The 23,357-nt window shown below is 74.0% G+C and carries 19 protein-coding genes; 9 read left to right on the top strand and 10 right to left on the bottom strand.

What is annotated here, in order from left to right; all coding sequences use genetic code 11:
• Positions 1-3 precede the first annotated feature (3 nt).
• The 5 genes from L6241_RS06185 to L6241_RS06165 all read left to right on the top strand — a co-directional run bounded on the left by L6241_RS06185 (position 4) and on the right by L6241_RS06165 (position 4,855).
• Positions 4-558, top strand: a complete 555-nt coding sequence (locus tag L6241_RS06185) for a CoxG family protein (RefSeq protein ID WP_163562432.1) — start codon at positions 4-6, stop codon at positions 556-558.
• Entirely contained in the window at positions 555-1,538 is a 984-nt protein-coding gene (locus L6241_RS06180; protein WP_229299807.1) for an NAD(P)H-binding protein, read from the top strand. The genes L6241_RS06185 and L6241_RS06180 overlap by 4 nt, the downstream gene beginning before the upstream one ends.
• Positions 1,539-1,588: 50 nt before the next feature.
• A complete protein-coding gene (locus L6241_RS06175; protein WP_368245399.1) occupies positions 1,589-2,581 on the top strand; it encodes an ATP-binding cassette domain-containing protein in 993 nt (330 codons plus the stop codon).
• On the top strand, positions 2,578-3,411 hold the full coding sequence (locus L6241_RS06170; protein WP_368245398.1) for an ABC transporter permease: 834 nt from the start codon (positions 2,578-2,580) through the stop codon (positions 3,409-3,411). The genes L6241_RS06175 and L6241_RS06170 overlap by 4 nt, the downstream gene beginning before the upstream one ends.
• Before the next feature lie 637 nt (positions 3,412-4,048).
• Positions 4,049-4,855 (top strand): M57 family metalloprotease, encoded by an 807-nt coding sequence (locus tag L6241_RS06165; protein ID WP_368245397.1) that lies wholly within the window; start codon positions 4,049-4,051, stop codon positions 4,853-4,855.
• Between the two features lie 116 nt (positions 4,856-4,971).
• Here L6241_RS06165 and recD read toward each other — a convergent pair whose 3' ends face one another.
• The 6 genes from recD to L6241_RS06135 all read right to left on the bottom strand — a co-directional run bounded on the left by recD (position 4,972) and on the right by L6241_RS06135 (position 15,417).
• Positions 4,972-6,834 carry an exodeoxyribonuclease V subunit alpha gene (gene recD, locus L6241_RS06160; RefSeq protein ID WP_368245396.1) on the bottom strand — a complete coding sequence of 621 codons (1,863 nt, stop codon included), beginning with the start codon at positions 6,832-6,834 and terminating at the stop codon, positions 4,972-4,974.
• On the bottom strand, positions 6,831-10,310 hold the full coding sequence (locus L6241_RS06155) for a UvrD-helicase domain-containing protein (protein WP_368245395.1): 3,480 nt from the start codon (positions 10,308-10,310) through the stop codon (positions 6,831-6,833). The genes recD and L6241_RS06155 overlap by 4 nt, the downstream gene beginning before the upstream one ends.
• Complete coding sequence (recC, locus tag L6241_RS06150) at positions 10,307-13,705, bottom strand: exodeoxyribonuclease V subunit gamma (RefSeq protein WP_368245394.1); 3,399 nt, start codon at positions 13,703-13,705, stop codon at positions 10,307-10,309. The genes L6241_RS06155 and recC overlap by 4 nt, the downstream gene beginning before the upstream one ends.
• Before the next feature lie 188 nt (positions 13,706-13,893).
• A complete protein-coding gene (locus L6241_RS06145) occupies positions 13,894-14,517 on the bottom strand; it encodes a DUF305 domain-containing protein (RefSeq protein WP_368245393.1) in 624 nt (207 codons plus the stop codon).
• On the bottom strand, positions 14,517-15,140 hold the full coding sequence (locus L6241_RS06140) for a DUF3105 domain-containing protein (RefSeq protein ID WP_251717981.1): 624 nt from the start codon (positions 15,138-15,140) through the stop codon (positions 14,517-14,519). The genes L6241_RS06145 and L6241_RS06140 overlap by 1 nt, the downstream gene beginning before the upstream one ends.
• Before the next feature lie 112 nt (positions 15,141-15,252).
• On the bottom strand, positions 15,253-15,417 hold the full coding sequence (locus L6241_RS06135) for a hypothetical protein (RefSeq protein WP_251717982.1): 165 nt from the start codon (positions 15,415-15,417) through the stop codon (positions 15,253-15,255).
• A gap of 122 nt (positions 15,418-15,539) precedes the next feature.
• On the opposite strand from L6241_RS06135, the gene ppk2 reads away from it, so the two are divergent.
• The 4 genes from ppk2 to L6241_RS06115 are packed head-to-tail and all read left to right on the top strand — an operon-like array spanning position 15,540 to position 18,652.
• Entirely contained in the window at positions 15,540-16,436 is an 897-nt protein-coding gene (gene ppk2 / locus L6241_RS06130; RefSeq protein WP_251717984.1) for a polyphosphate kinase 2, read from the top strand.
• Positions 16,429-17,472, top strand: coding sequence for an LLM class flavin-dependent oxidoreductase (locus L6241_RS06125; protein WP_368245392.1), 1,044 nt, complete (start codon positions 16,429-16,431; stop codon positions 17,470-17,472). Before ppk2 ends, L6241_RS06125 begins: the two co-directional genes overlap by 8 nt.
• On the top strand, positions 17,469-17,822 hold the full coding sequence (locus tag L6241_RS06120; RefSeq protein ID WP_368245391.1) for a DUF952 domain-containing protein: 354 nt from the start codon (positions 17,469-17,471) through the stop codon (positions 17,820-17,822). The genes L6241_RS06125 and L6241_RS06120 overlap by 4 nt, the downstream gene beginning before the upstream one ends.
• On the top strand, positions 17,819-18,652 hold the full coding sequence (locus tag L6241_RS06115; RefSeq protein WP_368245390.1) for an SGNH/GDSL hydrolase family protein: 834 nt from the start codon (positions 17,819-17,821) through the stop codon (positions 18,650-18,652). Before L6241_RS06120 ends, L6241_RS06115 begins: the two co-directional genes overlap by 4 nt.
• A gap of 127 nt (positions 18,653-18,779) precedes the next feature.
• Here the strand turns inward: L6241_RS06115 and L6241_RS06110 are convergent, their stop codons facing one another.
• From L6241_RS06110 to L6241_RS06095, 4 genes are read right to left on the bottom strand one after another with little or no spacing between them, the layout of a single operon-like run.
• Positions 18,780-20,537, bottom strand: a complete 1,758-nt coding sequence (locus L6241_RS06110; RefSeq protein ID WP_368245389.1) for a SelB C-terminal domain-containing protein — start codon at positions 20,535-20,537, stop codon at positions 18,780-18,782.
• A complete protein-coding gene (gene selA, locus L6241_RS06105; RefSeq protein ID WP_368245388.1) occupies positions 20,534-21,826 on the bottom strand; it encodes an L-seryl-tRNA(Sec) selenium transferase in 1,293 nt (430 codons plus the stop codon). The genes L6241_RS06110 and selA overlap by 4 nt, the downstream gene beginning before the upstream one ends.
• A 51-nt stretch (positions 21,827-21,877) precedes the next feature.
• Positions 21,878-22,246, bottom strand: coding sequence for a hypothetical protein (locus tag L6241_RS06100; RefSeq protein WP_354588315.1), 369 nt, complete (start codon positions 22,244-22,246; stop codon positions 21,878-21,880).
• The gene (locus L6241_RS06095) at positions 22,243-23,346 is read right to left on the bottom strand and encodes a C2 family cysteine protease (RefSeq protein ID WP_368245387.1); all 1,104 of its coding nucleotides are present in this window, start codon (positions 23,344-23,346) and stop codon (positions 22,243-22,245) included. Before L6241_RS06095 ends, L6241_RS06100 begins: the two co-directional genes overlap by 4 nt.
• Positions 23,347-23,357 lie beyond the last annotated feature (11 nt).

Here is a 23,357-nt window from a genome sequence, read left to right as displayed (position 1 = left end):
AGGGTGCAGCTACGTCATCACCACGAGGTCGACGCGAGCGTCGACCACCTCTGGGCCGCCTTCACCGACCTGCGCCGGGTCGGGCGCTGCTTCCCCGGGGCGCAGGTCACCGAGGTGACCGGCGACGACTTCGTCGGCGCCCTCAAGGTCAAGCTCGGGCCGGTCACCCTCACCTACGACGGCGACGGCACCCTCACGCAGGCCGACGAGTCGGCCCGCCACGCGCAGATCCGGGCGAAGGGGGCGGAGCGTCACGGCTTCGGCAAGGCCGACATCGTCATCGACCTCGAGCTCTCGGAGGTCGAGGGCGGCCGCACGGGGGTCGACCTCACGACGAGCCTCGACGTGCGTGGCGCGCCGACCAACCTCGGCGGCGGGATCGCCCAGCGCGCCTCCGACCCGCTCATCGAGCGCTTCGTCCACTGCCTCGCGGGACCGGCCTCGGCGAAGGAGGGCGGCCCGGACGACGAGCCGCTCGACGTCGGCCGCGCGGTGCTCCCCGGGCTCGTCGCGTCGTACGGCCGCTCGGTGCTCGGCCGCTTCGGACGCGGTCGATGAGGGTCCTCGTCACGGGGGCCCGCGGGTACGTCGGCTCCCGGCTCGTCCCCGCCCTGCTCGCCCGTGGTCACGAGGTCGTCGCGACGAGCTCCGACGGCAGCTCGCGGACCGGGTACCCCTGGCGGGACGCTGTGGAGTGGCGGCCGATGGACGTCTTCGACGCCGGGCAGGTCCGACGCGCCGTCGACGGGGTCGACGCCGTCGCCTACCTCATCCACGGCCTCGACGACCGCGACTACGTCGCGCGCGACCGGCAGGCCGCGCAGACGATGCGCGCCGCGGTCGACGCCGCCGGGGTCGAGCACCTCGTCTACCTCTCCGGGCTGGTGCCGCAGGGCACCCCCGACGAGCACCTCTCCGACCACCTGCGCTCGCGGCTCGAGGTCGAGGACGTGCTCACGGCGCGCGAGGGCAGCAGCCTGACGCTGCGTGCCGCGATCGTCATGGGGTCGGGGTCGTCGAGCTTCGAGGTCGTGCGCCAGGTCTCTCGGCGCATCCCGCTCGTGCGCCCGGTGCCCGTGTGGATGCGCGGCACCCGGGTGCAGCCGATCGCGGTGAGCGACACGGTCGAGTACCTCGTGCTCGCGCTCGAGTCGCCCGGGACCCGGGGCTACCTCGACATCGGCGGCCCCGACGTGCTCACCTACCCCGAGCTGCTGCGGGTCTACGCCGACGTCGTCTCGGCCACCCGGGTGCAGGTGCCCCTGCCGTGGATGCCCGCCGGGCTCATGGGCTCGATCGCCGGCGCCCTCACCGACGTGCCCACCGAGACGGTCGAGGCGCTCGTGCACTCGCTCGAGCACGACATGATCTGCCATCTCGACGCCCGTGACGTGCTCGGCGAGCCCGGGCGCACCCTCGTCGGGGTGCGCGAGTCGATGAGCCGCTCCCTGCTCCCCTTCGACCCCGCGCACGACGGCGCGGCGACGGGGGAGGACCCCCACCGGCCCTCGCTCGGCGACCCCGTCTGGTCGCGGTAGGCGCGCGCCCGCCGCAAACCCGGTGGTCGCTGTCGGCGGCCATCCCTAGCATGGCCGTCGTGACTGACTACGCCATCCAGGCCGAGGGCCTGCGCAAGACCTACGGCACGGTCGAGGCACTGCGGGGGGTCGACCTGGCGGCACCGACGGGCTCGGTCCTCGGGGTCCTCGGACCCAACGGCGCGGGCAAGACGACCGCCGTCCGCATCCTCTCCACGCTCATCCCGCCCGACGCCGGGCGGGCCACCATCGCCGGTCGCGACGTCGTCTCCGACCCCGTCGGCGTCCGCGAGTCGATCGGTGTCGCTGGGCAGTACGCCTCGGTCGACGAGTATCTCTCGGGCCGGGAGAACCTCGAGATGATCGGCCGGCTCTACCACCTGTCCCGGCGCGAGGCGCGGGCGAGGGCGGAGCAGCTGCTGCGCGACTTCCGCCTCGACGACGCCGCGGACCGTCCGGCGAAGACCTACTCGGGCGGCATGCGGCGGCGCCTCGACCTCGCCGGCGCGCTCGTCGTGCGACCGCCCGTCGTCTTCCTCGACGAGCCCACGACCGGGCTCGACCCACGCAGCCGCGGCGACATGTGGCAGGTCATCACCGACCTCGTGGCGGCCGGCACCACGGTGCTGCTCACGACGCAGTACCTCGAGGAGGCCGACCAGCTCGCCCACGACATCGTCGTCATCGACCAGGGCGAGGTCATCGCCCGCGGCACCTCCGACGAGCTCAAGGCCCAGGTGGGCGGCGAGCGTCTCTTCGTCACCATCGAGCAGGGTGACCGGCTGGGCGAGACCGCGACGACGCTGCGCCCGGTCGGGATCGACGACGCCGCGGTCGACGAGCACACACGGACCCTCACCCTGCCCATCCAGACGGGCACGACCGCCCTCGTCGACGCCGTGCAGCGGCTGTCCGACGCGGGGGTCACCGTGCAGGACATCGGCATCCGGCGCCCGACCCTCGACGACGCCTTCCTCTCCCTGACCGGGCACCGCGCCGAGATCGCCGAGCCCGACGAGACCACGCAGGAGCAGCACGCATGAGCGCCCTGGTCAGCGACTCCCTGACGATCGTCAGGCGCAACCTCATCAAGATCAAGCGGGTCCCCGACCTGCTCGTCTTCACGACGATGCAGCCGATCATGTTCGTGCTGCTCTTCGGCTTCGTCTTCGGCAGCATCGCCGGGGGCGACGGGGCCGGCTACCGCGAGTTCATGATGGCCGGCATCTTCGCCCAGACGGTCGTCTTCGGCGGCACCTTCACCGGCTTCGGCATGGCCGAGGACATGCAGAAGGGCGTCATCGACCGCTTCCGCACCCTGCCGATGCACCCGAGCGCGGTGCTCGTCGGGCGCACCCTGTCCGACGTCGTCAACAACGTCATCTCGCTTGTCGTCATGGCGCTCACCGGTCTGCTCATCGGCTGGCGGCTGCGCGACGGCGTCGTCGGGGCGGTCATCGGCTTCCTCATCCTGCTGCTCTTCGCCTACGCGGTGAGCTGGATCATGGCGTGGGTGGGGCTGAAGGTCCGCACCCCCGAGGTCGTCGGCAATGCCTCCTTCCTCGTGATCTTCCCGCTGACCTTCATCGCCAACACCTTCGTGCCCAGCGAGAACCTCCCGTCGGTGCTGCGCACCTTCGCCGGGTGGAACCCCGTCTCGACGCTCACCCACGCGGCGCGCGACAACTTCGGCAACCTCGGCGCGCTCGGTGATGGCGGCACCGGGATGAGCGAGGAGTCCGTGCGCTCCGCGGCCGAGTACACCTGGGCCCTGGAGAACGCCGAGATCTACACCCTCGTCTGGGTCGCCATCATCCTCGTGATCTTCGTGCCCCTCTCCACCCGCGAGTACAAGCGGGCGATGACGAAGTAGCCCCTGGCGGGCCGAGGGGCGACGAAGGAGGGGCTCTTTCGCTGGTCGAGGTGCGACGAAGGAGCCTCGAGACCACCGCCCCCGAGGTCTCGAGGCTCAGGCCCTGGCGGGCCTTCGCACCTCAACCACCGTCGGCTCCTGCTGGTCGAGGTGCGACGAAGGAGCCTCGAGACCACCGCCCCCGAGGTTTCGAGGCTCAGGCCCTGGCGGGCCTTCGCACCTCAACCACCGAAGGCCTTCGCACCTCAACCACCGTCGGCTCCTGCTGGTCGAGGTGCGACGAAGGAGCCTCGAGACCACCGCCCCCGAGGTTTCGAGGCTCAGGCCCTGGGGGGCCTTCGCACCTCAACCACCGAAGGCCTTCGCATCTCAACCCCTGAAGGCCTTCGCACCTCGACCTTCGGGGTCTGTCGCTCGTCGGGTGTGACGGACGGGTCGGGCGGCGGGGGTTGTGCTCGTCCGCCTTGACTGGGCCGCTACCCACTTTGGGTGCTGGTGGTGCTCATGGGGCGATCTTGGTGAAGTCCGGGCGGCGATCTTACGGTCCACGGCAGTCCCGCTGAGCAAGCGCTTCCTACGGTCGGTGGCACCCGGGACGCGATCAGCCGCCTCGGTCCACGTCACCCCAGGAGCTCCCATGAAGAGCATGACCACCCGCGTGCTGTCCGCGGCGGCTACCGTCGGTCTGGCCGGCATCACCGGTGCCACGGCCAGCAACGCCCAGGACCCGGACGCCCCGTCCTACGGCGAGTTCAAGAGCTCGACCTACCAGGACGCCGATGGTCAGTACATCGTCAACGGCGACATCCCGCTGAGCGGCGAGAAGGCCCTGAAGACCTTCTACGAGGAGATCGCAGCGCCCACGCCGGAGAACGAGCTCATCGTCAACACGGTCTACGGCCGCGACGACGTGTGGAGCGCCAGCCAGGCCAAGGCCCTCACCTACTGCGTGAGCGACCGCTTCGGCAGCAACAAGGCGGCCGTCGTCTCGGCGATGAGCAGCGGTGGCAACCAGTGGGAGTCGGCCACCTCGGGCATCGACTTCACCTACGTCAGCGCCCAGGACTCCCGGTGCACGACGAGCAACAGCAACGTCACCTTCTCCGTCGAGCCGGTCACGGGCGCGAGCTACATCGCGCGCGCCTTCTTCCCCAGCACGAGCAAGTCGCAGCGCAACGTGCTCATCAACACCGACCAGTTCTTCTCCGCCGGCGGCTGGTCGCCCTCGAACATCGTCGCCCACGAGCTGGGCCACGCCCTGGGCTTCCGGCACGAGCACACCCGGCCCGAGGCCGGCACCTGCTTCGAGGACTCGAGCTGGCGTCCGCTGACCCCGTACGACTCGGCGTCGATCATGCACTACCCCCAGTGCAACGGCTCCTCGGCCGACCTCAGCATGACCTCCACCGACCGCGCCGGGGTGCAGTCGGTCTACCCGGGCTGACACCGCGCCCGAGCGAGCGGCCTGGTCAGCCTGCTCGTCGCACCACCCCCGCACGGGGCTGCCGTCTCCTCCTCCGGACGGCAGCCCCGTACGGCGCGTCCGGCGGGTCGTGGTCCTCAGCGACGGGCGATGCGGTGGCGCAGCCCCGACGCCCGCGCCGTGCGTCGTGGCACCGCGGCGCGGATCGACTCCTCGGAGCCGACGACGGTCACCCGGCTCTGCGCCCGGGTGATGGCGGTGTAGAGCAGCTCGCGGGTGAGCAGGCGGGAGTCCGCGTCGGGCAGCAGCACGCTGACGTGCGCGGCCTGGCTGCCCTGGCTCTTGTGGATCGTCATCGCGTGCGCGGTCTCGGCGTCGGCGAGCGTGCTCGCGCCGTAGAGCGTGGGGTCGTCGGGGTCGCCGAAGGCGGCGACCAGCCGGTGGGCCGGGCCGAGCACGACGACACCGGTGTCGCCGTTGGACAGGCCCAGCCGGTAGTCGTTCGCCGTGACGAGCAGGGGGCGACCCGCGTACTGCCGGGCATGGTGCCCGGTCGCCTCGCTCAGCCAGCGCTCGACCCGGGCGTTCCACGACGACACGCCCCACGGGCCGTCGCGGTGGGCGCAGAGCAGGCGGTGCTCGTCGACCGCCGCGAGCGCCGCCCCGGGGTCGCCGCGGAGCGCGAGCGAGCGCAGCCGCTCGGCTCGGCCGAGGAGATGCCCGCGCAGTGCCTCCTCCGCGCCGGTGGGGTCGTCCACCTCGACGAAGTCGACGCTGTCGTCCTCGCTCTCGGGTCCCGCCGCCGTGCGCAGGAGGTGCATCACCTCGTCGGCATCGGCGTCGCGCACCGCGGCGGCCAGGCGTCCGATCCGGCTGCCGAAACGGCGCGAGGTGAGCAGCCGGGTCACCGGGCTCGCCGGGTGCTCCTCGTAGCCGGCGACGAGATCGGCCAGGACGGCACCCGCCTCGACGGAGGCCAGCTGGTCGGGGTCGCCGACGAGCACGAGGCGCGCGCTCGGGCGCAGGGCGTCGAGCAGCCGGGCGGTCATCGTCAGCGACAGCATCGAGGCCTCGTCGACGACGACGACGTCGTGCGGCAGGGGGTTGGTGCGGTCGCGCAGGAATCGCGTGCTGCTGTCGCGGCGCCAGCCCAGGAGACGGTGCAGGGTCACCGCCTCGACCGTCCCGACCCGGTCGCGGTCGGCCTCCTCGAATCCGGCGACGGACTCGAGGACGGACTCGCGCAGCCGGGCGGCAGCCTTGCCGGTCGGTGCCGCGAGGGCGATCGTCGGGCGACGGGTCACCCCTTCGCTCTGCTCGACGAGGAGCGCGAGCAGACCCGCGACGGTCGAGGTCTTGCCGGTCCCCGGACCGCCGACGAGGATGCTCGTGCGCCGCGCGGCGGCCGCCCGGACCGCGTCGCGCTGCTCCTGCCAGGTCCCGCCGACGAAGACGCGGGTCAGCCCCGCCTCGAGCCGAGGCACGTCGACCTCGACAGGCGGCAGCTCGGCCCGACGGGCGAGGGCGTCGGCGACCTGCACCTCCTCGCGGTGGTAGCGGTCGAGGTAGACGAGGTCGTGGTCGACGTGGACGACGCCGGCCTCGGCGCACCGGCTCGAGGCGACCGCGTCGAGCCAGTCACGCGGGGTGGCCGGCAGCACGGCGCGCACGGCCGCGGACCGCTCGGGGTCCTCGACGTCGTCGGCCGGAGGTGCTGCGATGGCGTCGTGCAGGGCGGCGACGTCGAGACAGCTCGACCCCTCACGCACGGCGCGCACGGTGAGCGCCAGCGCGAGCAGGACCGCGTCGTCGTCACCGCCGACGAGCCCGGCGAGCCGGGTCGCGACGTGCACGTCGGGCGACTCGACCCATCCCGTCCGGTTGGCGTCGCCGAGCACACCGGTCGCGCGTGCCGCGAGCCGGCGGTCGTGCGGACCGGTCGGGACGAAGGGGGTCGCGGCCGCCAGCGGGGCGTCGGCCGTGGGGTGCTCGGTGCTCATGGCGCCCTCCCGTCGAGCAGCTCGGAGACCGCCTCGACGAGCGCGACCGGCGGCAGCCACGAGAAGACCCCGGTCGGATGACCGCCGACGACCGGTGTCGACGGCCCCGCCATGCCACGCACGTAGAGGTAGAGGACACCACCGAGGTGCGTCGTGGGGTCGTAGCCGGGCAGGCGCCAGCGCAGGAAGCGGTGGAGGACGACGGCGTAGAGGAGTGCCTGCAGCGGGTAGGAGCTGTGACCCATCGCCTCGTGCAGGGCCATCGGGCCGTAGTGGTCGGTGGTGAGCGGCTCGTCGACGGCACCCAGCCAGTTCGTCTTGTAGTCGACGACGACGTAGCGACCCTCGTGGCGCAGCACGACGTCGACCGACCCGGTGAGGTACCCGCGCAGCGGCTGGTCGCCGACCGCGGGGTCGTCGAGGGTCTCGGCGAGACCACGCACGGGATCGCCCTCCGGCAGGTGGTGGCGCAGCAGGCGCGAGAGCTCGCCGAGGAGCACCCCGTCGCCGGCATGAGCGGCGTCGCCCGACGCGAGCGGCAGCTCGAAGTCCATCTCGCACAAGCGGTCGCGCCCGACCGACCGCAGGGTCGCCCCGGGCAGGAGGGGTCCGAGGGGGGTCTCGCAGACGAGCTCGAGGGCCTCGGCGAGAGCGGGTCGCTCGAGCCCGGCGACGGGCCACCGCCCCGCCTGGTGCTCGACGTGCGCGAGCAGCTCGGCGCGCAGGTCGGGCGCCTGGGGGTCGGCCTCCTCGAGCACCGCGTGCACGAGGTTGCCGAAGGTCGCGCCGACCGGCAGGTCGGCCATCGGCGACGGCAGCACGGCGTGGGTCGAGGACACGCCGCCGTCGCCGTTACCCGGGCGGGCGAGCGGGCCGACCTCGTCCTCACCCTCGCGCGGTCCGTGCTCGGGCTCGCTGCCGACGAGGTCGTCCGGGGCCGACGGGGTCGGCACGCCGACGGTGCCGGACTCCAGGGGCCGGGTGAGCCGGGTGTAGGAGGTGCGCATCCACCCGTCGTCGACGACGCGAGACCACGTGCGGGCCGTGAGCTCACGACGGACGGCCTCGGGGTCGGCGCGCTGCACGACCGCCTCGTCGACGACCTCGAGGGCGAAGGCGCCCTCGCGCTCCCACGCGCGCAGGCGGCCCGCGGCCTCGACGTCGGAGGGCACGGCGACCCGGGGCGGGAGCTGGCCCTGACCGGGCTCGCGCCCGAAGAGCATGCGATGCAGCGCCGAGGGCGGGGTGTTCATCCCCGAGGGGAACCACCACGTGACGACCTGGCTCTGCGCCCGGGTGAGGGCGACGTAGAGCATGCGCAGCGCCTCGCCGTCCTCCTCGTCCTGGTGGCGGGTGACCCGCTCGCCGCGGTCGGGGTCCTCGGTGATGCCGATGTCGAGGCAGCGCCGGCCCTCGTCGTCGTGGAAGCGCAGATGGGTGAGCCGGTTGGCGCGGGTGACGAAGCGGTCGGCGACGAAGGGGAGCAGGACGACGGGGTACTGCAGCCCCTTGCTCGCGTGGATCGTCGCCAGGGCGACCGCGTCGGCGTCGCTGTCGAGCCGGCGGGTGCGCTCCTCCTGCCGCACCGCCTGCATGCGCTCGCGCAGCCAGGTCGTGAGCGCGGCGAGACCGTCGCCCTCGACGACGGCGCGCTCGTGGAGGACCTCGCCGAGGTGGCGCAGGTCGGTGAGGCGGCGCTCGCCACCCTCGAGGCCCAGCGCACGGCTCTCCAGACCTCCGGTCGTCGCCGCGGCGAGCACGGCCGCGACCCCACGCCGGCCGAGGACCTCGGACCACGTGCGCAGCACCCGGGCGACCTCGTCGACGAGGTCGTCGCCGCCGGCGTCGAGATCGGCCGCCCGGTGCCCGACGAAGGTCGTCAGGGCCGCGGCGCGGACCCGGTCGGCGCGGTGCGACTGCGCCATCGCCTCGAGCAGGGTGAGCCAGTCGTCCGCGGCCGGGGTGGCGAAGATCGACTCGGAGGAGACGACGACCGAGGCGATGCCGATGTCGTGCAGGGCCCCCCGCACCTGCTCGAGCGAGTCGCGCTTGTGGGCGAGCACGGCGATGTCGCCGGCACGCAGCGGTCGCCCCTCGAAGGTCATGCCGGAGGCGAGCAGCCGCGCCACCTCGGCGGCGCAGTCGCGGGCCACGACCGGGCGCACCGAGCCGATGCTCACCTTGCCGTCGTCGCCGGCGACGAGGGCGGTGGGCACGGCGCGCAGCCGGACGGGGGAGAGGAGGGGGTCCTCGTCGGCGCCGGGCAGGGCGAGGCGGGACTCCCCCTTCGCCGGCTCGACGGGGTGGACGACGATCTCGGGTGACCCGAGGCGGGCGCCGCGCATCATCGTCGTCAGGGCGCCGACGAGGGCAGGGTCGGAGCGGTGGTTGCGCACGAGGGTGTGCCGGCGCGTGGCGGTGGCCGCCGCGGCGAGGTAGGTGTGGACGTCGCCGCCGCGGAAGCCGTAGATCGCCTGCTTCGGGTCACCGATGAGCACGAGCGCGCTGTGCCCGGCGAAGGCCCGCTCGAGGACCTGCCACTGCACCGGGTCGGTGTCCTGGAACTCGTCGACGAGCACGACCTGCCACCGGTCGCGCATGCGCTGCCGGGCCGGGCTCGTGTCGTCGGCGAGGGCGTCGGCGAGCTCGCTCAGCAGGTCGTCGAAGCTCAGCACGCCCAGTCGCCGCTTGCGTCGGGACATCTCGTCGCGGACGAGATGGGCGAAGCGCAGCTTGCGGGCCGCGACGGTCACACCGGGCAGCTCGTGCGGGCTGATCGCCGAGTGCGGGTGCTCGACGACGACCCGCGCGATGGCCCCGGCCTCCTCGCGGGAGAAGGCGGGCGGGCCCTCGCTCGCCGCGAAACCGCGTAGGTAGAGGTCGTCGACCACCTCGTCGCGCAGGTCGGTGAGGTCCTCGACGAGCCGCGCCCGGGGGTCGGTGTCACCGGCCACGCCGAGGCCGCGCAGCACGAGCTGGCAGAACTGGTGGGTCGTCGCGATGGTCGCGCCGTCGAAGTGGGTGAGCGCCTCGCGCAGCCGGCGCTCGCGCAGGGCGACCTCGTCGGGAGCGCCCGAGCGCAGCAGCGCGACGACGGGGTCGCCGTCCGCGGTCTGCGGGTCGACCAGGCCGCGGTGGACGAGACGCAGGTGCTCGCGCACCCGCTCGCGCATCTCCTGGCTGGCCGCGCGGCCGAAGGTGATGACGAGCAGGGACTCGAGCGGCAGGCCCTCGGCGACGTAGCGGGCGACGAGCGCGCCGATGGTCCACGTCTTGCCGGTGCCCGCGCTCGCCTCGAGCAGCACGGTGTCGCCGGGCCCGGGCAGGTCGCCCACGACGTCGAAGGCGCTGTCCTGAGGTGCGACGGAGGAGCCTCGAAGGGCGCTGTCCTGAGGTGCGACGGAGGCGTCGTCCTGAGGTGCGACGGAGGAGCCTCGAAGGGCGTCGTCCTGAGGTGCGACGGTCGGCTCGCTCATCGCCCACCTCCGAGGTTGTCGAGCAGCGGGTCCCACAGCCGGCTCGCCAGTGCGGCGAGGTCGGTGCCGGGCCCGGCCGCGGGGACGAGGAGGTCGTCGATGCTCGAGCCGGCGCCGATCGCGAGGCGCCACCAGCGGTCGTCACGCTCGGCGCTGAAGCCGCGGTCACCGGGCTCCCACTCGCCCTTCGCCGCCTGCCGAGCCGCCCGTGCGCGCCGCGGGTCGTGGTGGACGGCCTGGGCGTAGACGTACCCGGTCTTCGGCGGCAGCGGCAGGGGCGCGGTGCGACCGAGGAGGTAGAGCTCGACGAGGTCGCCGAGACGGGCGAGGGCCAGCTGCGGCTCCAGTCGTCCGATCTCGCGGGTGTCGGTGCCACGGGGCCTCGTGCCGAGCAGGCTCGCCTGCCAGCCGCCGTCGGGGTGACCGGCGGTGAGGGCGAGCAGGTGCACCCAGGCCCCGAGCAGCTGCTTCGCACCGACGCCGCTGTAGCCGGCGGCGACGAGCCGGTCGCCGTGCACGGAGTCGACCGCACCCGTGACCCGGCGGCCGCCGGGCAGCGAGATGTCGACGTGGACGGTGCGACCGGGCTCGGTGCCCCGCAGCTGCTCCACGCTCGCGACGAGCCCCTCGGCCCGCTGGCAGATCGCCCCGAGGGCGTGGCGCGCCAGACCGCTCGGGGGCAGCTCGCCACGGAGCAGCTCGGCGGTCCACACCTCCTCGGCGGTGCGCCCCGCGAGGCGCTCACGGACGCCGCGGTCGCCGATCGACCAGCGCTCGAGGTTGTCGAGGTCGACGGGGATGCGATCGCTCACCTCGTCGACCTCCCAGCTCGTGGCGACGCCGAGGCGGTCGTGGACGAAGGTGCGTGCGGGCGAGTGGACGAAGGAGACGAGCTGGGCCAGCGAGATCTCGCTCAGCGCCTCGGCCGGCAGGGGACCGTCCAGCAGGGGTGGCGGCTCGGGGCGCGGGCCGAGCATGGCCCGGGCGCCGCCGAGCGCGGCCTGGTCGAAGGAGAAGGAGCCGGTGGCGGTGAGCGCACCGGGCTCGAAGTTGCGCGGGTCGAAGGGCTGCAGCGGGTGGCGGACCTCGCCGACCGCGCTCGACGCCGCGACGGCAGCCCCCTCGGGGTCGTGCTCGGCGCCGGCATCTCGCTCGACCGGGGCCACGGTGTCGGCCGCCGCGTCGATGAGCTCGCCGAGCGGCACCGCGGGCGGGCGCCGCTCCCCGCTGCGCTCGTCGGCGCCCGTGTACGTGATGACGAGACGCTCCTGCGCGGCCATGACGGCGTCGAGGAGCAGCTGGCGGTCCTCGCTGCGCGCGTCGCGCTCACCGGTCATCGGGGTGCGGGCGAGCACGTCGTCGCCGTCGACGGCCTGCTGCCGGGGGAAGGTGTCGTCGTCGAGCCCGACGAGGCAGATGACGCGGTGCGGGACGGAGCGCATCGGCACCATCGTGCACACGGTGATCCCGCCGGTGCGGAAGCTCGCGCGGCCCGGGCGGCCCGCGAGGGCGTCGGCGAGCAGGACGCGCACGTCGGCGATGCGCAGGGGCAGGTTCTCGGGCGCGTGGCGCGAGGCCTCGGCGAGCACCCGCTCGAGCTCACCGACCTGCCAGGCGTCGGTCGTCGGCACGTCGGTGAGGTCGAGGACGGCCTCGCGCAGGGCGTCGGTCCACTGCGAGGCCGACCGGGCGGCGCCGAGCGCCTCGGTCGCGGCGCGGAGCCGGTCGACGACCTCGGCCAGGATGCCGGCGAGCTCGATGCTGCCGCTGCCGACGTCGTCGTAGGGCAGGGTGTGCCCGCCGATCGACAGCGGACCGTCGGCGGAGACGGCGACCCCGGCGAGCAGCCGGTCGAGCCCGAAGTCCCACGTGTTCTGCCGCTCCGCGGACAGGGCGAAGGGGGAGCGGCCCGCCGCGTCGAAGCCCCAGCGCACCCCGGTGGCGCCGACCCACGAGGTGAGGGTCTCGAGGTCCTCGTCGTCGAGGCGGAAGCGGGCGCGCACGGGTGTGCTGGAGATGATGTCGAGGACCTCGCTGGCGCTGGCCCGGCCACCGACGAGGGCGACGAGCCGCTCGGCGACCTCGAGGAGGGGGTTGGTCGCCGCGAGCGAGCGGTCGGCGAGCGAGACGCGCATGCCGTGCGCGGGGTGCGCGTCCACCCCTTCGGCCTCGGTGCCGTGGTCGCCCAGCCCGAAGGCCGCCCCGACGAGAGGGGCGTAGACCTCGACGTCGGGGCACATGACGAGCACGTCGCGCGGCTCGAGGCTCGGGTCGTCCTCGAGCAGCCCGACGAGCACCTCGCGCAGCACCTCGACCTGGCGCGTCGGGCCGTGGCAGGCGTGGATGGACAGGCTGCGGTCGTCAGGGGCGGGGACACGGGCGGCCCGCTCCGGCGCGCTCGGCACGTGGTCGGCGGCGATGTCGGACTGCAACCAGCGCAGGACGGTGCCGGTCGGTGCGGGCCCGGCACCCCCGCCGTGGTCGACGTCGTCGGCGCCGGGCCGCAGCACCCGGACGAGCTCGCGGCTGTCGCGGCCCAGCGAGGCGAGCAGCGGGTGGGCGGGGAGCAGCTCGGGGTCGTCCTGCGCGCGGGGCACGACGCCGGCCCCGGCGAGGGCGGCCGCCGTCGCCGACCAGGCGGTGGGGGAGGGCTGCGGGAGCCACACGTGCACCTCGCGGTGGGTGGCGAGCGCGCGGAGCAGCTCGACCTCGGTCACCGCGAGGCGGGTATGGCCGAAGAGCGAGAGCCGGTCGGGCAGGTCGAGCGAGCCGGGGTCGTCACGCAGCCGCTGCAGGGTCTGCGCGTGACGCACGTCCGGCGGCGGCTCGGTGACGACGTCGAGCAGCCGGCGGTAGAGCTCGGGCTGCCAGCGCAGGTCGGCGGGCAACGGCTGGCCGGCGCCGTCCTCGTCACGCCCCTCGCGCCACGCGGTGAGCACGGCCGGGCGCTGGACCCCGTAGCGGTGGAGGAGGCGGGCCAGGCGCAGGGCCAGGCCGTAGCGCCGACCGCGGCGCACGTCGTCCTCGTCCTGGCCGTGGCCGAGGTGACGGGCCAGCGCGGCCGCCCACGGCTCGTCGAGCGCGGCGTCGATGCTCGCGAGGAGCGGCCACACGAGGTGGGCGGGCAGCCAGGGGTCGTCGAGCTCGCGCCCGGTGAGCAGGGTGACGAGGGAGGCCGGCCGCACGAAGCGCACGCCCGCGCACACGCCGTCGGAGCCCGCCTCGCCCGCGCCGAGGCGGTGCGAGAGCCGCTGCGCCAGCCACCGCTCGACGCCGTGCTCGGGCACGACGACGACCTCCTCGGCGAAGGGGTCGGGCAGCGGGTCCGCGAGGAGCGCGCCGAGGTCGTCGGCGAGCTCGGCGGTGCGGACCGCCCGGTGGAGGTGCAGGGTCACGAGAGCAACCTAGCCAGGAGGGCGGACATCGCGCGGGGGCGGTGTGGACGGCGGTGGTCTCGAGGCTCGGGCGCTGCGCGCCCTCGCACCTCGACCAGCGAAGCGGCTCGGGCGCTGCGCGCCCTCGCACCTCGACCAGCGAAGCGGCTCGGGCGCTGCGCGCCCTCGCACCTCGACCAGCGACGGGTCTACGAGGACAGGGGCTCGGCCCCGCGCTCCTGGAGCATCTGGGTCATCGTCTCGGTCTCGAGGGTCTGGCTGTTGATGATCGACTGCGCGAGGCGGCGGACCTCGGGCTGGGAGGCGCCGTCGACGGCGGCCTGGGCCATCGGCACCCCGCCCTGGTGGTGGCGGATCATCAGCTGGAGGTAGTAGACCTCCGCCTCCTTGCCGGACAGGCGGCCGAGCCGGTCGAGCTCGCTCTGCACGGCCATGCCGGGCATGAGCGCGCCCTCCTGCGTCGCGGGCATCGTGTGGTCGTGGCTGTCGTCCATCCAGCCCATGACCGGCTGCGAGCTCGTCGGCGACAGGCCCCAGGCGGAGAGCCACCCGGCCATCTGGCCGGACTGGTGCGACTGGGTGCGGGCGATGTCGTAGGCCAGCGACCGCACGGACTCGTCGTCGGTGCGGTCACGGACGATGAAGGACATCTCCACGGCCTGGTCGTGGTGGGTCTGCATGTCACGGGCGAAGCCCGCGTCGGTGCTCAGGTCCCCCGGGGCGTCACCGCTCGTCGAGCGGCCGACGAAGACCCCGGCCGCGACCCCGATCGCGAGAGCGACCAGGGCCGCGACGATGGCCCTCGGCGACATCAGGCGCCGACGCCGCCGGTGCAGGCGGCGCCGGGCTCCGGTGTCTGCGGGCCCTGGCGGTACTTCTTGATGAAGGGCTCGAGGCGCGGGTCGTCCGCGGAGTCGACCTTGAGCTGGGTGCCCCACGCGGAGATGGTGATCGGCGAGTCCATGCCCTCGAAGGGGGAGATGAGCCCGTAGGTCTTCGGGGTCATGTCGACGAGCTTGTCGACCTGGTCCTCCGCGAGATCGGGCTGGTAGGTGATCCACACCGCGCCGTGCTCGAGGGAGTGCACGGCGTTCTCGTTCGGCACCGGCTTGTCGTAGACCCCGCAGTTGAGCCAGGCGGGGTTGTGCTCGCCGCCGACGGGCGGGGTCTCCTTGTAGTCGACCGTCCCCTCGACGTGGTTGACGCCCGGGTAGTCGTAGGTCTGGACGCCCTCGATCTCGTCGGCCGCGGCGATCTTGCGCCCCTCGTCGTTGCTGATCGCCCAGAAGACCGCTCCGGCGATGAGCGCGACGGCCAGGCCTGCGGCGCCGTAGAGGATGCCGTTGCGTCGGCGCTCGGCGGCCTGCTGCTCCTTGCGGGCGGCCTCGAGACGCTCCTGGCGGGCGTTGGTCGTCGTCGTGTTCTTCTTGCTCATCGTTCCTCAGCGGCAGACGGGGCAGGACTGGCCCCATCATCGTGCACGGGCCACCTGAGAGCACCATGAGACCCGCCCTGGAGGACCGAGCGAAGGGGGGGACCCCCTTCGCTCAGTCCCTCGAGGTGCGTCCGAACATCCCCACCGCGATCCACGACAGGGCGACGACGACCCCGCCGACGGGGGCGACGACGTCCCGGGCGTCGGACAGCCCGACGGTGACCCCGTAGAGCATGGTGATGGCGAGGGCGACGAAGACGAGCACGCGGCGATCCATGTCTCCTACGGTGCCGCGGGGGGTCCCCCTTCGCCCATGACAGCGGGCCGGACCTGCCCATGACGGCTGTCACGGGGGCCCGTCGTCACCTGCCCGCCATCTCGAGGTGATTGGATCGGTCCATGACGCAGAAGATGGGCCTTCGCGAGTTCATCGACGACCTGCAGGCGAAGGGGTACACGGTCGGCGGCAGCAAGCAGGAGGACCCCGTGCTCCTCATGCCCGACGGCAAGGCCGTCGAGACGTGGAAGGAGGGCTACCCCTACGACGAGCTCATGCCGCGCGAGGAGTACGACGAGGAGAAGTACCGCCTCCAGGTCGAGCTGCTCAAGTTCCAGTACTGGGCGCAGGACGAGCGGCGCAAGTTCGTCGTGCTCTTCGAGGGCCGCGACGCGGCCGGCAAGGGCGGGACGATCAAGCGCTTCACCGAGCACCTCAACCCGCGCGGTGCTCGCGTCGTCGCGCTCAACAAGCCGACCGACCGCGAGGCCGGGCAGTGGTACTTCCAGCGCTACGTCCAGCACCTGCCGACCGAGGGCGAGATCGTCCTCTTCGACCGGTCCTGGTACAACCGCGCCGGCGTCGAGCGGGTCATGGGCTTCTGCAGCGACGAGGAGTACGAGGTCTTCATGGACCAGGCCCCCAAGCTCGAGCGGCTGCTCAGCGAGTCCGGGGTCCACGTGACGAAGCTGTGGTTCTCCGTGACCCAGCAGGAGCAGCGCACCCGCTTCGCGATCCGCCAGCTCGACCCGGTGCGCCGGTGGAAGCTCTCACCGATGGACCTCGAGTCCCTCGACAAGTGGGAGGCCTACACCGCCGCGAAGGAGGAGATGTTCGAGCGCACCGACACCAAGCACGCGCGGTGGACGACGGTGCGCTCCAACGACAAGAAGCGGGCCCGGGTCAACGCGCTGCGCTTCTTCCTCGACCAGTTCGACTACGAGGGCAAGGACACCGGCGTCGTCCACGCCCCGGACAAGAAGATCGTCGGTCGCGGGAAGAAGACGGTCGGTGACTGAGGTTGGCACCCAGGTGACTGCCTCGAACCCGACCCGCCCCCTTCGCCTCTCCCTGCTCGACCTCGCCATGGTGCGCTCCGGCCAGCCGATCAGCGAGGCGCTCGCCGACAGCGTCCATCTCGCGCAGGTGGCCGACGAGCTGGGGGTCTTCGAGCGGCTGTGGTTCGCCGAGCACCACAACATGCGCTCGATCAGCTCGTCCGCGACCGCGGTGCTCATCGCCCACGTCGCGGCCCGCACCGAGCGGATCCGCGTCGGCTCCGGCGGGATCATGCTCCCCAACCACGCCCCCCTCACCGTCGCCGAGGACTTCGGCACGCTCGCTGAGCTGCACGGCGACCGGATCGACCTCGGGCTGGGCCGAGCCCCCGGCACCGACCAGGTGACGATGCGCGCGATGCGCCGCTCGCCGGTCGCGTCCGACCAGTTCCCCCAGGACGTCCTCGAGCTGCAGGGCTACCTCTCCGAGCAGACCCGTATCGAGGGCATCCACGCCTACCCCGGCGAGGGCACGAAGGTCCCGCTCTACATCCTCGGCTCCTCGCTCTTCGGGGCCCAGCTCGCCGCGCAGCTCGGCCTGCCGTACGCCTTCGCCTCCCACTTCGCGCCGGACGCGCTGCAGGCGGCTGTCGCCGCCTACCGTGACGGCTTCCGCCCCTCCGAGCAGCTCGCCGAGCCCTACGTCATCGCCGCGCTCAACGTCGTCGCCGCCGACAGCACGCATGAGGCCGACGAGCTGCGCGCCCAGGTGCTCTCCTCGCGGGTGCGCTCGCTCGCCGGTCGGATGCCGCAGCTCGCCGGGGTCGACATCGACGACGACATGGTCGCCGAGCTCATGGACACCCCCGTGGGCCAGCAGGCGCTGCACATGGCGACGTACACGGTCCACGGCGACCGCGAGGCTGTCGCCGCCGGGCTCGCCGACTTCCAGCGGACCGCCGACGCCGACGAGCTCATCGTCGCCAACGTCGCGCCGGGACGTGACGCCCGAGAGCGCACCCTGCGGGTCCTCGCGGACATCCGGGCGGCGGCGTGAGCGGAACGATCCTCCACCTCGCGCTGGCCTCGGAGTGGGAGCAGGCGACGGCGGAGGGCTCGTACGGCACGTCGACGCTCGGCGTGAGCATCGAGGAGGAGGGCTACCTCCACGCGTGCGAGGACCGCGCCCAGCTCGACGGGGTGGCGCAGCGGTACTACGCCGATGTCGACGCACCGCTGGTCGTGCTGTCGATCTCCGAGGAGGCCGTCGCGGCTGCAGGCCTGATGGTGGGCCGCGAGCGCCCGGCGCCGGGCGCCGACCTCTTCCCGCACGTCTACGGCGGCCGGCTGCCGGTGAGCACGGTCGTCGACGTATCCCCCTTCGAGCGCGGGGTCGCCGGGGTGTGAGCCGGGCCTACGTCGCGCTCGGCGACTCCTACGCCGCAGGCGTCGGGGCCGGTCGTCGCGAGCCGGGGCCGTACCGCACCGACGCCGGGTACCCGCTCGCGGTCGCCCGCGCGACCGGTCTCGACATCGCCTACCAGGCAGTGCTCGGCGCGACCTGCGCCGACGTCCTGCGAGACCAGGTCGGCGCCGTCGGGGCGCAGACGCAGCTCGTCACGGTGACCGTGGGCGGGAACGACGCGGGCTTCGTGCCGGTGCTGCTCTCGGTCGCGCGGCCCGGGTGGGCGGGCAGCTCCGACGGGGCGATCGACGAGGCGCTCGAGGTGGTCTCGGGGGTGCTTCCCGGTCGTCTGCGCGAGGTGCTCCGTGCGGTCCGGGGGCGCGCGCCCGACGCCCGCGTCGTCGTCAGCGGCTACCCGCACCTCTTCGACGGCGTCTCCGACTGCTCGTGGATCACCTCGGTGTCCGTGCACGAGATGCGTCGCCTCGGCGACGCGGCCGACCGGCTCGCCGAGACGATCCTCGGCGTGGCCTCCGACGAGGGCTGCGAAGGGGTGGACGTCCGCACCCCCTTCGACGGCCACCAGATCTGCGACCCGGACCCGTGGGTCCACGGGCTGTCGTGGCCGACGCAGGAGTCCTACCACCCGACGGCGGCGGGCCACGCCGCCTACGCGCGGGCCGTCTCGGCGCTCGCCGTGCCGGTCGAGGCCGAGGTCGTGGCCGGTGTCGCACCTCCGCAGGTGGAGCACGGGGCCTGCGTCGGCACGGCCCCGACCTTCGCCCTGCGCGACGTCCTGACCGGCCGTGCGATGCGGCGTCCCCCGCTCTAGCTCGAGAAGTCCGCACCAGCGCGGGTTACAACCCGCGCGGCTGCAAAGATCCCGGGCCTCTCTCCCGAGAAGCTGGCGCCGGCGCGGGTTGCAACCCGCGCGACTGCCAAGATCCCGGTCGGGTCGCCTAGCGGGCGACCTCGCGGAGGCGGGAGTCGAGGCGGCGGGTCCACCCCTTCGCGTCGAGGTGCTCGAGCAGCGGCACGGCGACCCGACGGGTCGTGCCGAGCGCCTGCCGCGCCTCGCTGAGGGTGAAGGGACCGCCCAGCCCGGCGAGCTCGCGCATCGCGCGGGCCGGTCCGTCGGGCAGGAGGACGACGTCGTCGGGCAGGCGGAGCAGCCGCCCGAGCCGGGCGGCGGCGGCCAGCTCGCGCGCACCGAGCCCGAGCGCGGCGAGGTCGTCGCGCTCCGGTGCGGCGAAGGGGGACTCCCTCAGCCTCCGCTCGACCTCCGCGACCCCGGCCTCGGCCGGACCGAGCCCGGCGGGCCCCGCCCGGTGGACGCGGCCCTCCGTGACCTCCAGACCGGCAGCCGCGGCGACGGCGGCGACGAGGGTGTCGGCGTCGTTGGGCAGGCGCAGGCGGTGGGCGAGCTCGGCCACCGGCAGGCCGGCGCTCAGCGGGTCGCGGTCGCGCAGCGCGTCGACGAGCCGGGGTGCCTCGGCTCGCCACCCGGCCCAGGCGGCAGGGTCGACGACGTGGTCGCCGACGTGGACCTCGTCGGCGCCGGCGGCGCCCAGCCCGAGGCGACCCAGGTGGTCGGCGCGCTGCACGCGGTGCTCGGCGAGACGCAGCGCCCGGGGGTCCGTGGTCGAGAGCGCCTCGCCCCGGGCCACGGCCGCGCCGCGGCGACGCAGGGGGAGCGGGTCGACGTCGCGCACCTGGGCGCCCCACGTCCGTCGGCTGCCCGGGTCCCGCAGGACCAGGCGGTCGCCCACGCGCCACGGCAGCGCGGTCTCGATCCGCACGCGGGCGTGCGCAGGGCCGAGGGGGCGCACCACCCCTTCGTGGTCGGCGGTGCCGACGTGCACGGTGAGCTGCTCGGGCAGGTCCGCGGACTCAACGGCCACGTCGACGGTGCGCGAGAGGACGAAGGCGTCCGGCGTGACGACGACCGCCCCGCGTCCCACGGCGTCGACGTCGACTCGGCGCAGGTTGACCGCCGCTCGGGTGATCCCGGTGAGGCTCTCGTGCCGGGTGTCCTCGCTGTGCAGTCCGCGGATGGTCACGGCATGACGCCCCGTGCCCGGGTCGTGCACCTCGAGGTGGTCGCCGACCGAGAGCGTGCCGTGACCGAGGGTGCCGGTGACGACGGTCCCCGCGCCGCCGATGGTGAAGGAGCGGTCGACCCACAGCCGCACGGGCGCCGCGGGGTCGGGCTCGGGGAGCGCGGTGACCAGGGTCGTCAGGGCGGCCCGCAGGTCTTCGACCCCGAGCCCTGTCGTCGCCGACACGACGACCGAGGGCACGTCCGGCCAGCCCAGCTCGGCGAGGCGGACGAGCGCCTCGGTGCGCACCGGCTCGGGGTCGGCGAGGTCGCTGCGCGTCACCGCGAGCAGGACGTCGCGGATCCCGAGGGCGGCGACCGCCCCGACGTGCTCGCTCGTCTGCGCCTGCCAGCCCTGGTCGGCGGCGACGACGAGGAGCACCGCGGGAGCCGGCCCGAGCCCGGTGAGCATCGTGCCGATGAAGCGTCGGTGCCCCGGCACGTCGACGACCGCGAGGTCGACGTCGTCGCCGAGGCGGGTCCAGGCGAAGCCCAGCTCGATGGTCAGACCGCGCTCGCGCTCCTCGGCGAGCCGGTCGGGATCGCGTCCGGTGAGGGCGCGCACGAGGGTGGACTTGCCGTGGTCGACGTGCCCTGCCGTCGCGAGGACGCGCCTCATCCGGCGAGCGCCTCACGCAGCGCGCGCAGCAGGTCCTCGTCCGCCCCGGACGGGATGCAGCGCAGGTCGACGAGGCCGCGGCCGCCGTCGACGCGGGCGACGACGGCGGGCACGTCGCTGCTCGGCCGGCGCAGACCGGGCACGAGGTCCGCGGGGATCTCGACGGCGTGGCCGTCGAGCGGCACCCCGGGAGCGCCGCCACCGCCGACCCGCCCGTCGACCGGGACGACCTGCCGACCGAGAGCCTCGGCGAGACGCTCGGTGCGCGCCCGCAGGTCGTCCGGGCTGGCGTGCAGGGCCTGCGCGGTCGGGGTGGGCGGACCGGTGAGGGTCGCCTCGAGCGCGGCGAGGGTGAGCTTGTCGACCCGCACCGCGCGGGCCAGCGGGTGACGACGCAGCCGCTCGACGAGGTCGGCGCGGCCGAGGACGAGCCCGGCCTGCGGGCCGCCGAGGAGCTTGTCCCCGCTCGCGGTCACGAGATGGGCCCCCCGGCGAAGGGAGGTCGTCGCGTCCGGCTCGTCGGGCAGGGCCGCGTCGGGGGCGAGCAGACCGGAGCCGATGTCCTCGACGACGGGCACGCCGAGATCGGCGAGCTCGGCGACGCCGACCGAGCGGGTGAAGCCCTCGACGCGGAAGTTGCTCGGGTGCACCTTGAGGATGCAGCCCGTGTCGGGTCCGACGGCGTCGACGTAGTCGCGCAGGTGCGTGCGGTTCGTCGTGCCGACCTCGCGCAGGCGGGCGCCGGTGCTCGCGACGAGGTCGGGCAGGCGGAAGCCGTCGCCGATCTCGACCATCTCGCCCCGGCTGACGACGACCTCGCGGCCGGCAGCGAGCGCGGTCGTCGCGAGGACGAGGGCGGCGGCGCCGTTGTTGACGACGAGCGCGTCACCGGCGTCGGGCACGGCCGAGCGAAGGGCGGCGAGGGCCTGGGCCCCGCGGCGCGAGCGCTGCCCGGTCCCGAGGTCCATCTCGACGTCGACGTACCCGGCGGCGTCGACGACGGCCTCGATCGCGCGGGGGGAGAGGGACGCGCGGCCGAGGTTCGTGTGGATGACGACGCCGGTCGCGTTGAGCACGGGGGTCAGGCTGCTCGCCCGGCTCGGCAGCCCGGCGAGCGTCTCGTCGACGACGCGCTCGGGCTCGATCTCGCCGGAGCGGGCGCGCTGCTGGGCGGCGACGACCGCGGCCTTGACCCGCTCGCGGGAGTGCGTGCCCAGCGCGGTGACCACCCGCGGGTCGGCGAGGACGGCGTCGGTGCGCGGCACGCGCCGCCGGGGGTCCTGCGTCATGGTCTCGACCCTACGACGCGGCCCGAGGCCTCCCCCTTCGGGCGGGGTGGCTCAGCGCCGCTGGAGGGAGACCCACCCGTTGGGCTTGGTGCCCTCGCGCTCGTCGCTGTGCGGCACGGTCTCGACGACGGTGTAGCTGCGCCCGTCGAGCTCGACGGTGCCGTCGAGGTCGACCGAGACCCGGCCGTCGGGGGTCTGCAGCCCGGCCCCGTCGTCGGTGACGTTGTAGGCGACGACGCGGGTGCCGTCGACCTTCGTCGGGAGGTTCTGCTTGAGGACGATGGCGTCGGCCATGGGGCTCTCCTGCGGTGCGCTGGGGGTCGAGGTGCTCGTGCTGGTGGACGCGGGGTCCGGCCCGCTGCCGCAGGCGCTCGCCCCGACGAGGAGGGCGAGGCCGGTCGCGATCGCCGCGCACCTCATGGACGGCTCGTGCTGATGTGGCCGAAGTTGTCCTGGAACTCCTCGTAGGTGAGCACGATCGGGTCGTCTCCGGGGCTCCAGGGGTTGGTGAGCTCGAGGTCCCCGCTCTCGGTCACGCCGCTCACCCAGTAGAGGTGGTTCGTCGCGATCGTGTCGTCCTCGTACAGCGGGCGGCCGCCGACGTCGTCGTGCGAGGACAGGAGCACCTGCCCGCCGGTGTCGAGCACCTCGCGGATCTCGTCGGAGTCCGGCGGGGCGTTCCAGTCGAAGATCCCGCTGCTCGTGTTCTCGGTGCCGACGTCCTGGCCGGTGATCGCCTCGAGGGCGCGCTCAGCGGTGTCGTAGTCGAGGTCGCGCCAGTCGCCGCCCATGTGCTGAGCCATCGCCTTCTCGTAGAGCAGCGGCCACAGCTCGCGGTCCGAGGCGCTCGCGTTGTCGGCGAAGACCGGATCGCCGTCGTCGGCCGGCACGACCGCGTCGACGCGGTAGACGACCGGCTCGCCGTCGACGTAGAGCGTGACGTCGTAGGTGCCGTCGCCGTTGTCGACGACGCCCTGCTCGAGGACCTCGGGGTGGGTCGCGGCGACCGCCTGGAGCGAGGCGATGAACCAGCAGTCGTTGAGGCTGCCCTGCTCGACGTCGGTCGGCGCCGCCCCGTCGCGGAAGAGCGGGCCCTCGATCTCGGTGTCGACGGCGTCCTCGGCGTCGGGGTCGAAGTTCGGGTTGTCCTTCTCCTTCGTGCTGCCGCCGGCACCTGCGTCGTCGGCCCCACCGGCTCCCCCGTCGCGGCCGCCCGGCCCGGCGGGTCCGCCCGGTCCGCGACCACCGGGGGAGTCCGAGGCGGAGTCCTGGGCGTCGGCCTGACGCTCGAGCTCGTCCGCGTACGCCCGCACCCGGTCGGCGGCGGCGTGGACGACCCGCTCGGCCGCCGACCACCGGTCGCCGAAGGACGCGAGATCCGGTCCCTGCCAGGCCTCGTCGAGCGTGGCCAGCCCGGCCCGCCCGGTGCGGCACACCTCGTCGAGCCGTTGCTCCGTCGCCCTCAGCTGCGCACCCACCTGGCGCACCCGGGCGACGTCCATCCCGTCGGTGAGCGTCATGACCGGCCTCC

It is taken from the genome of Janibacter sp. Y6, from assembly GCF_040900765.1.
Taxonomy (GTDB): Bacteria; Actinomycetota; Actinomycetes; order Actinomycetales; family Dermatophilaceae; genus Marihabitans; species Marihabitans melonis.
Note: the sequence above shows the minus strand (reverse complement) of the source record. Positions and strands in the feature narration are given on the sequence as shown.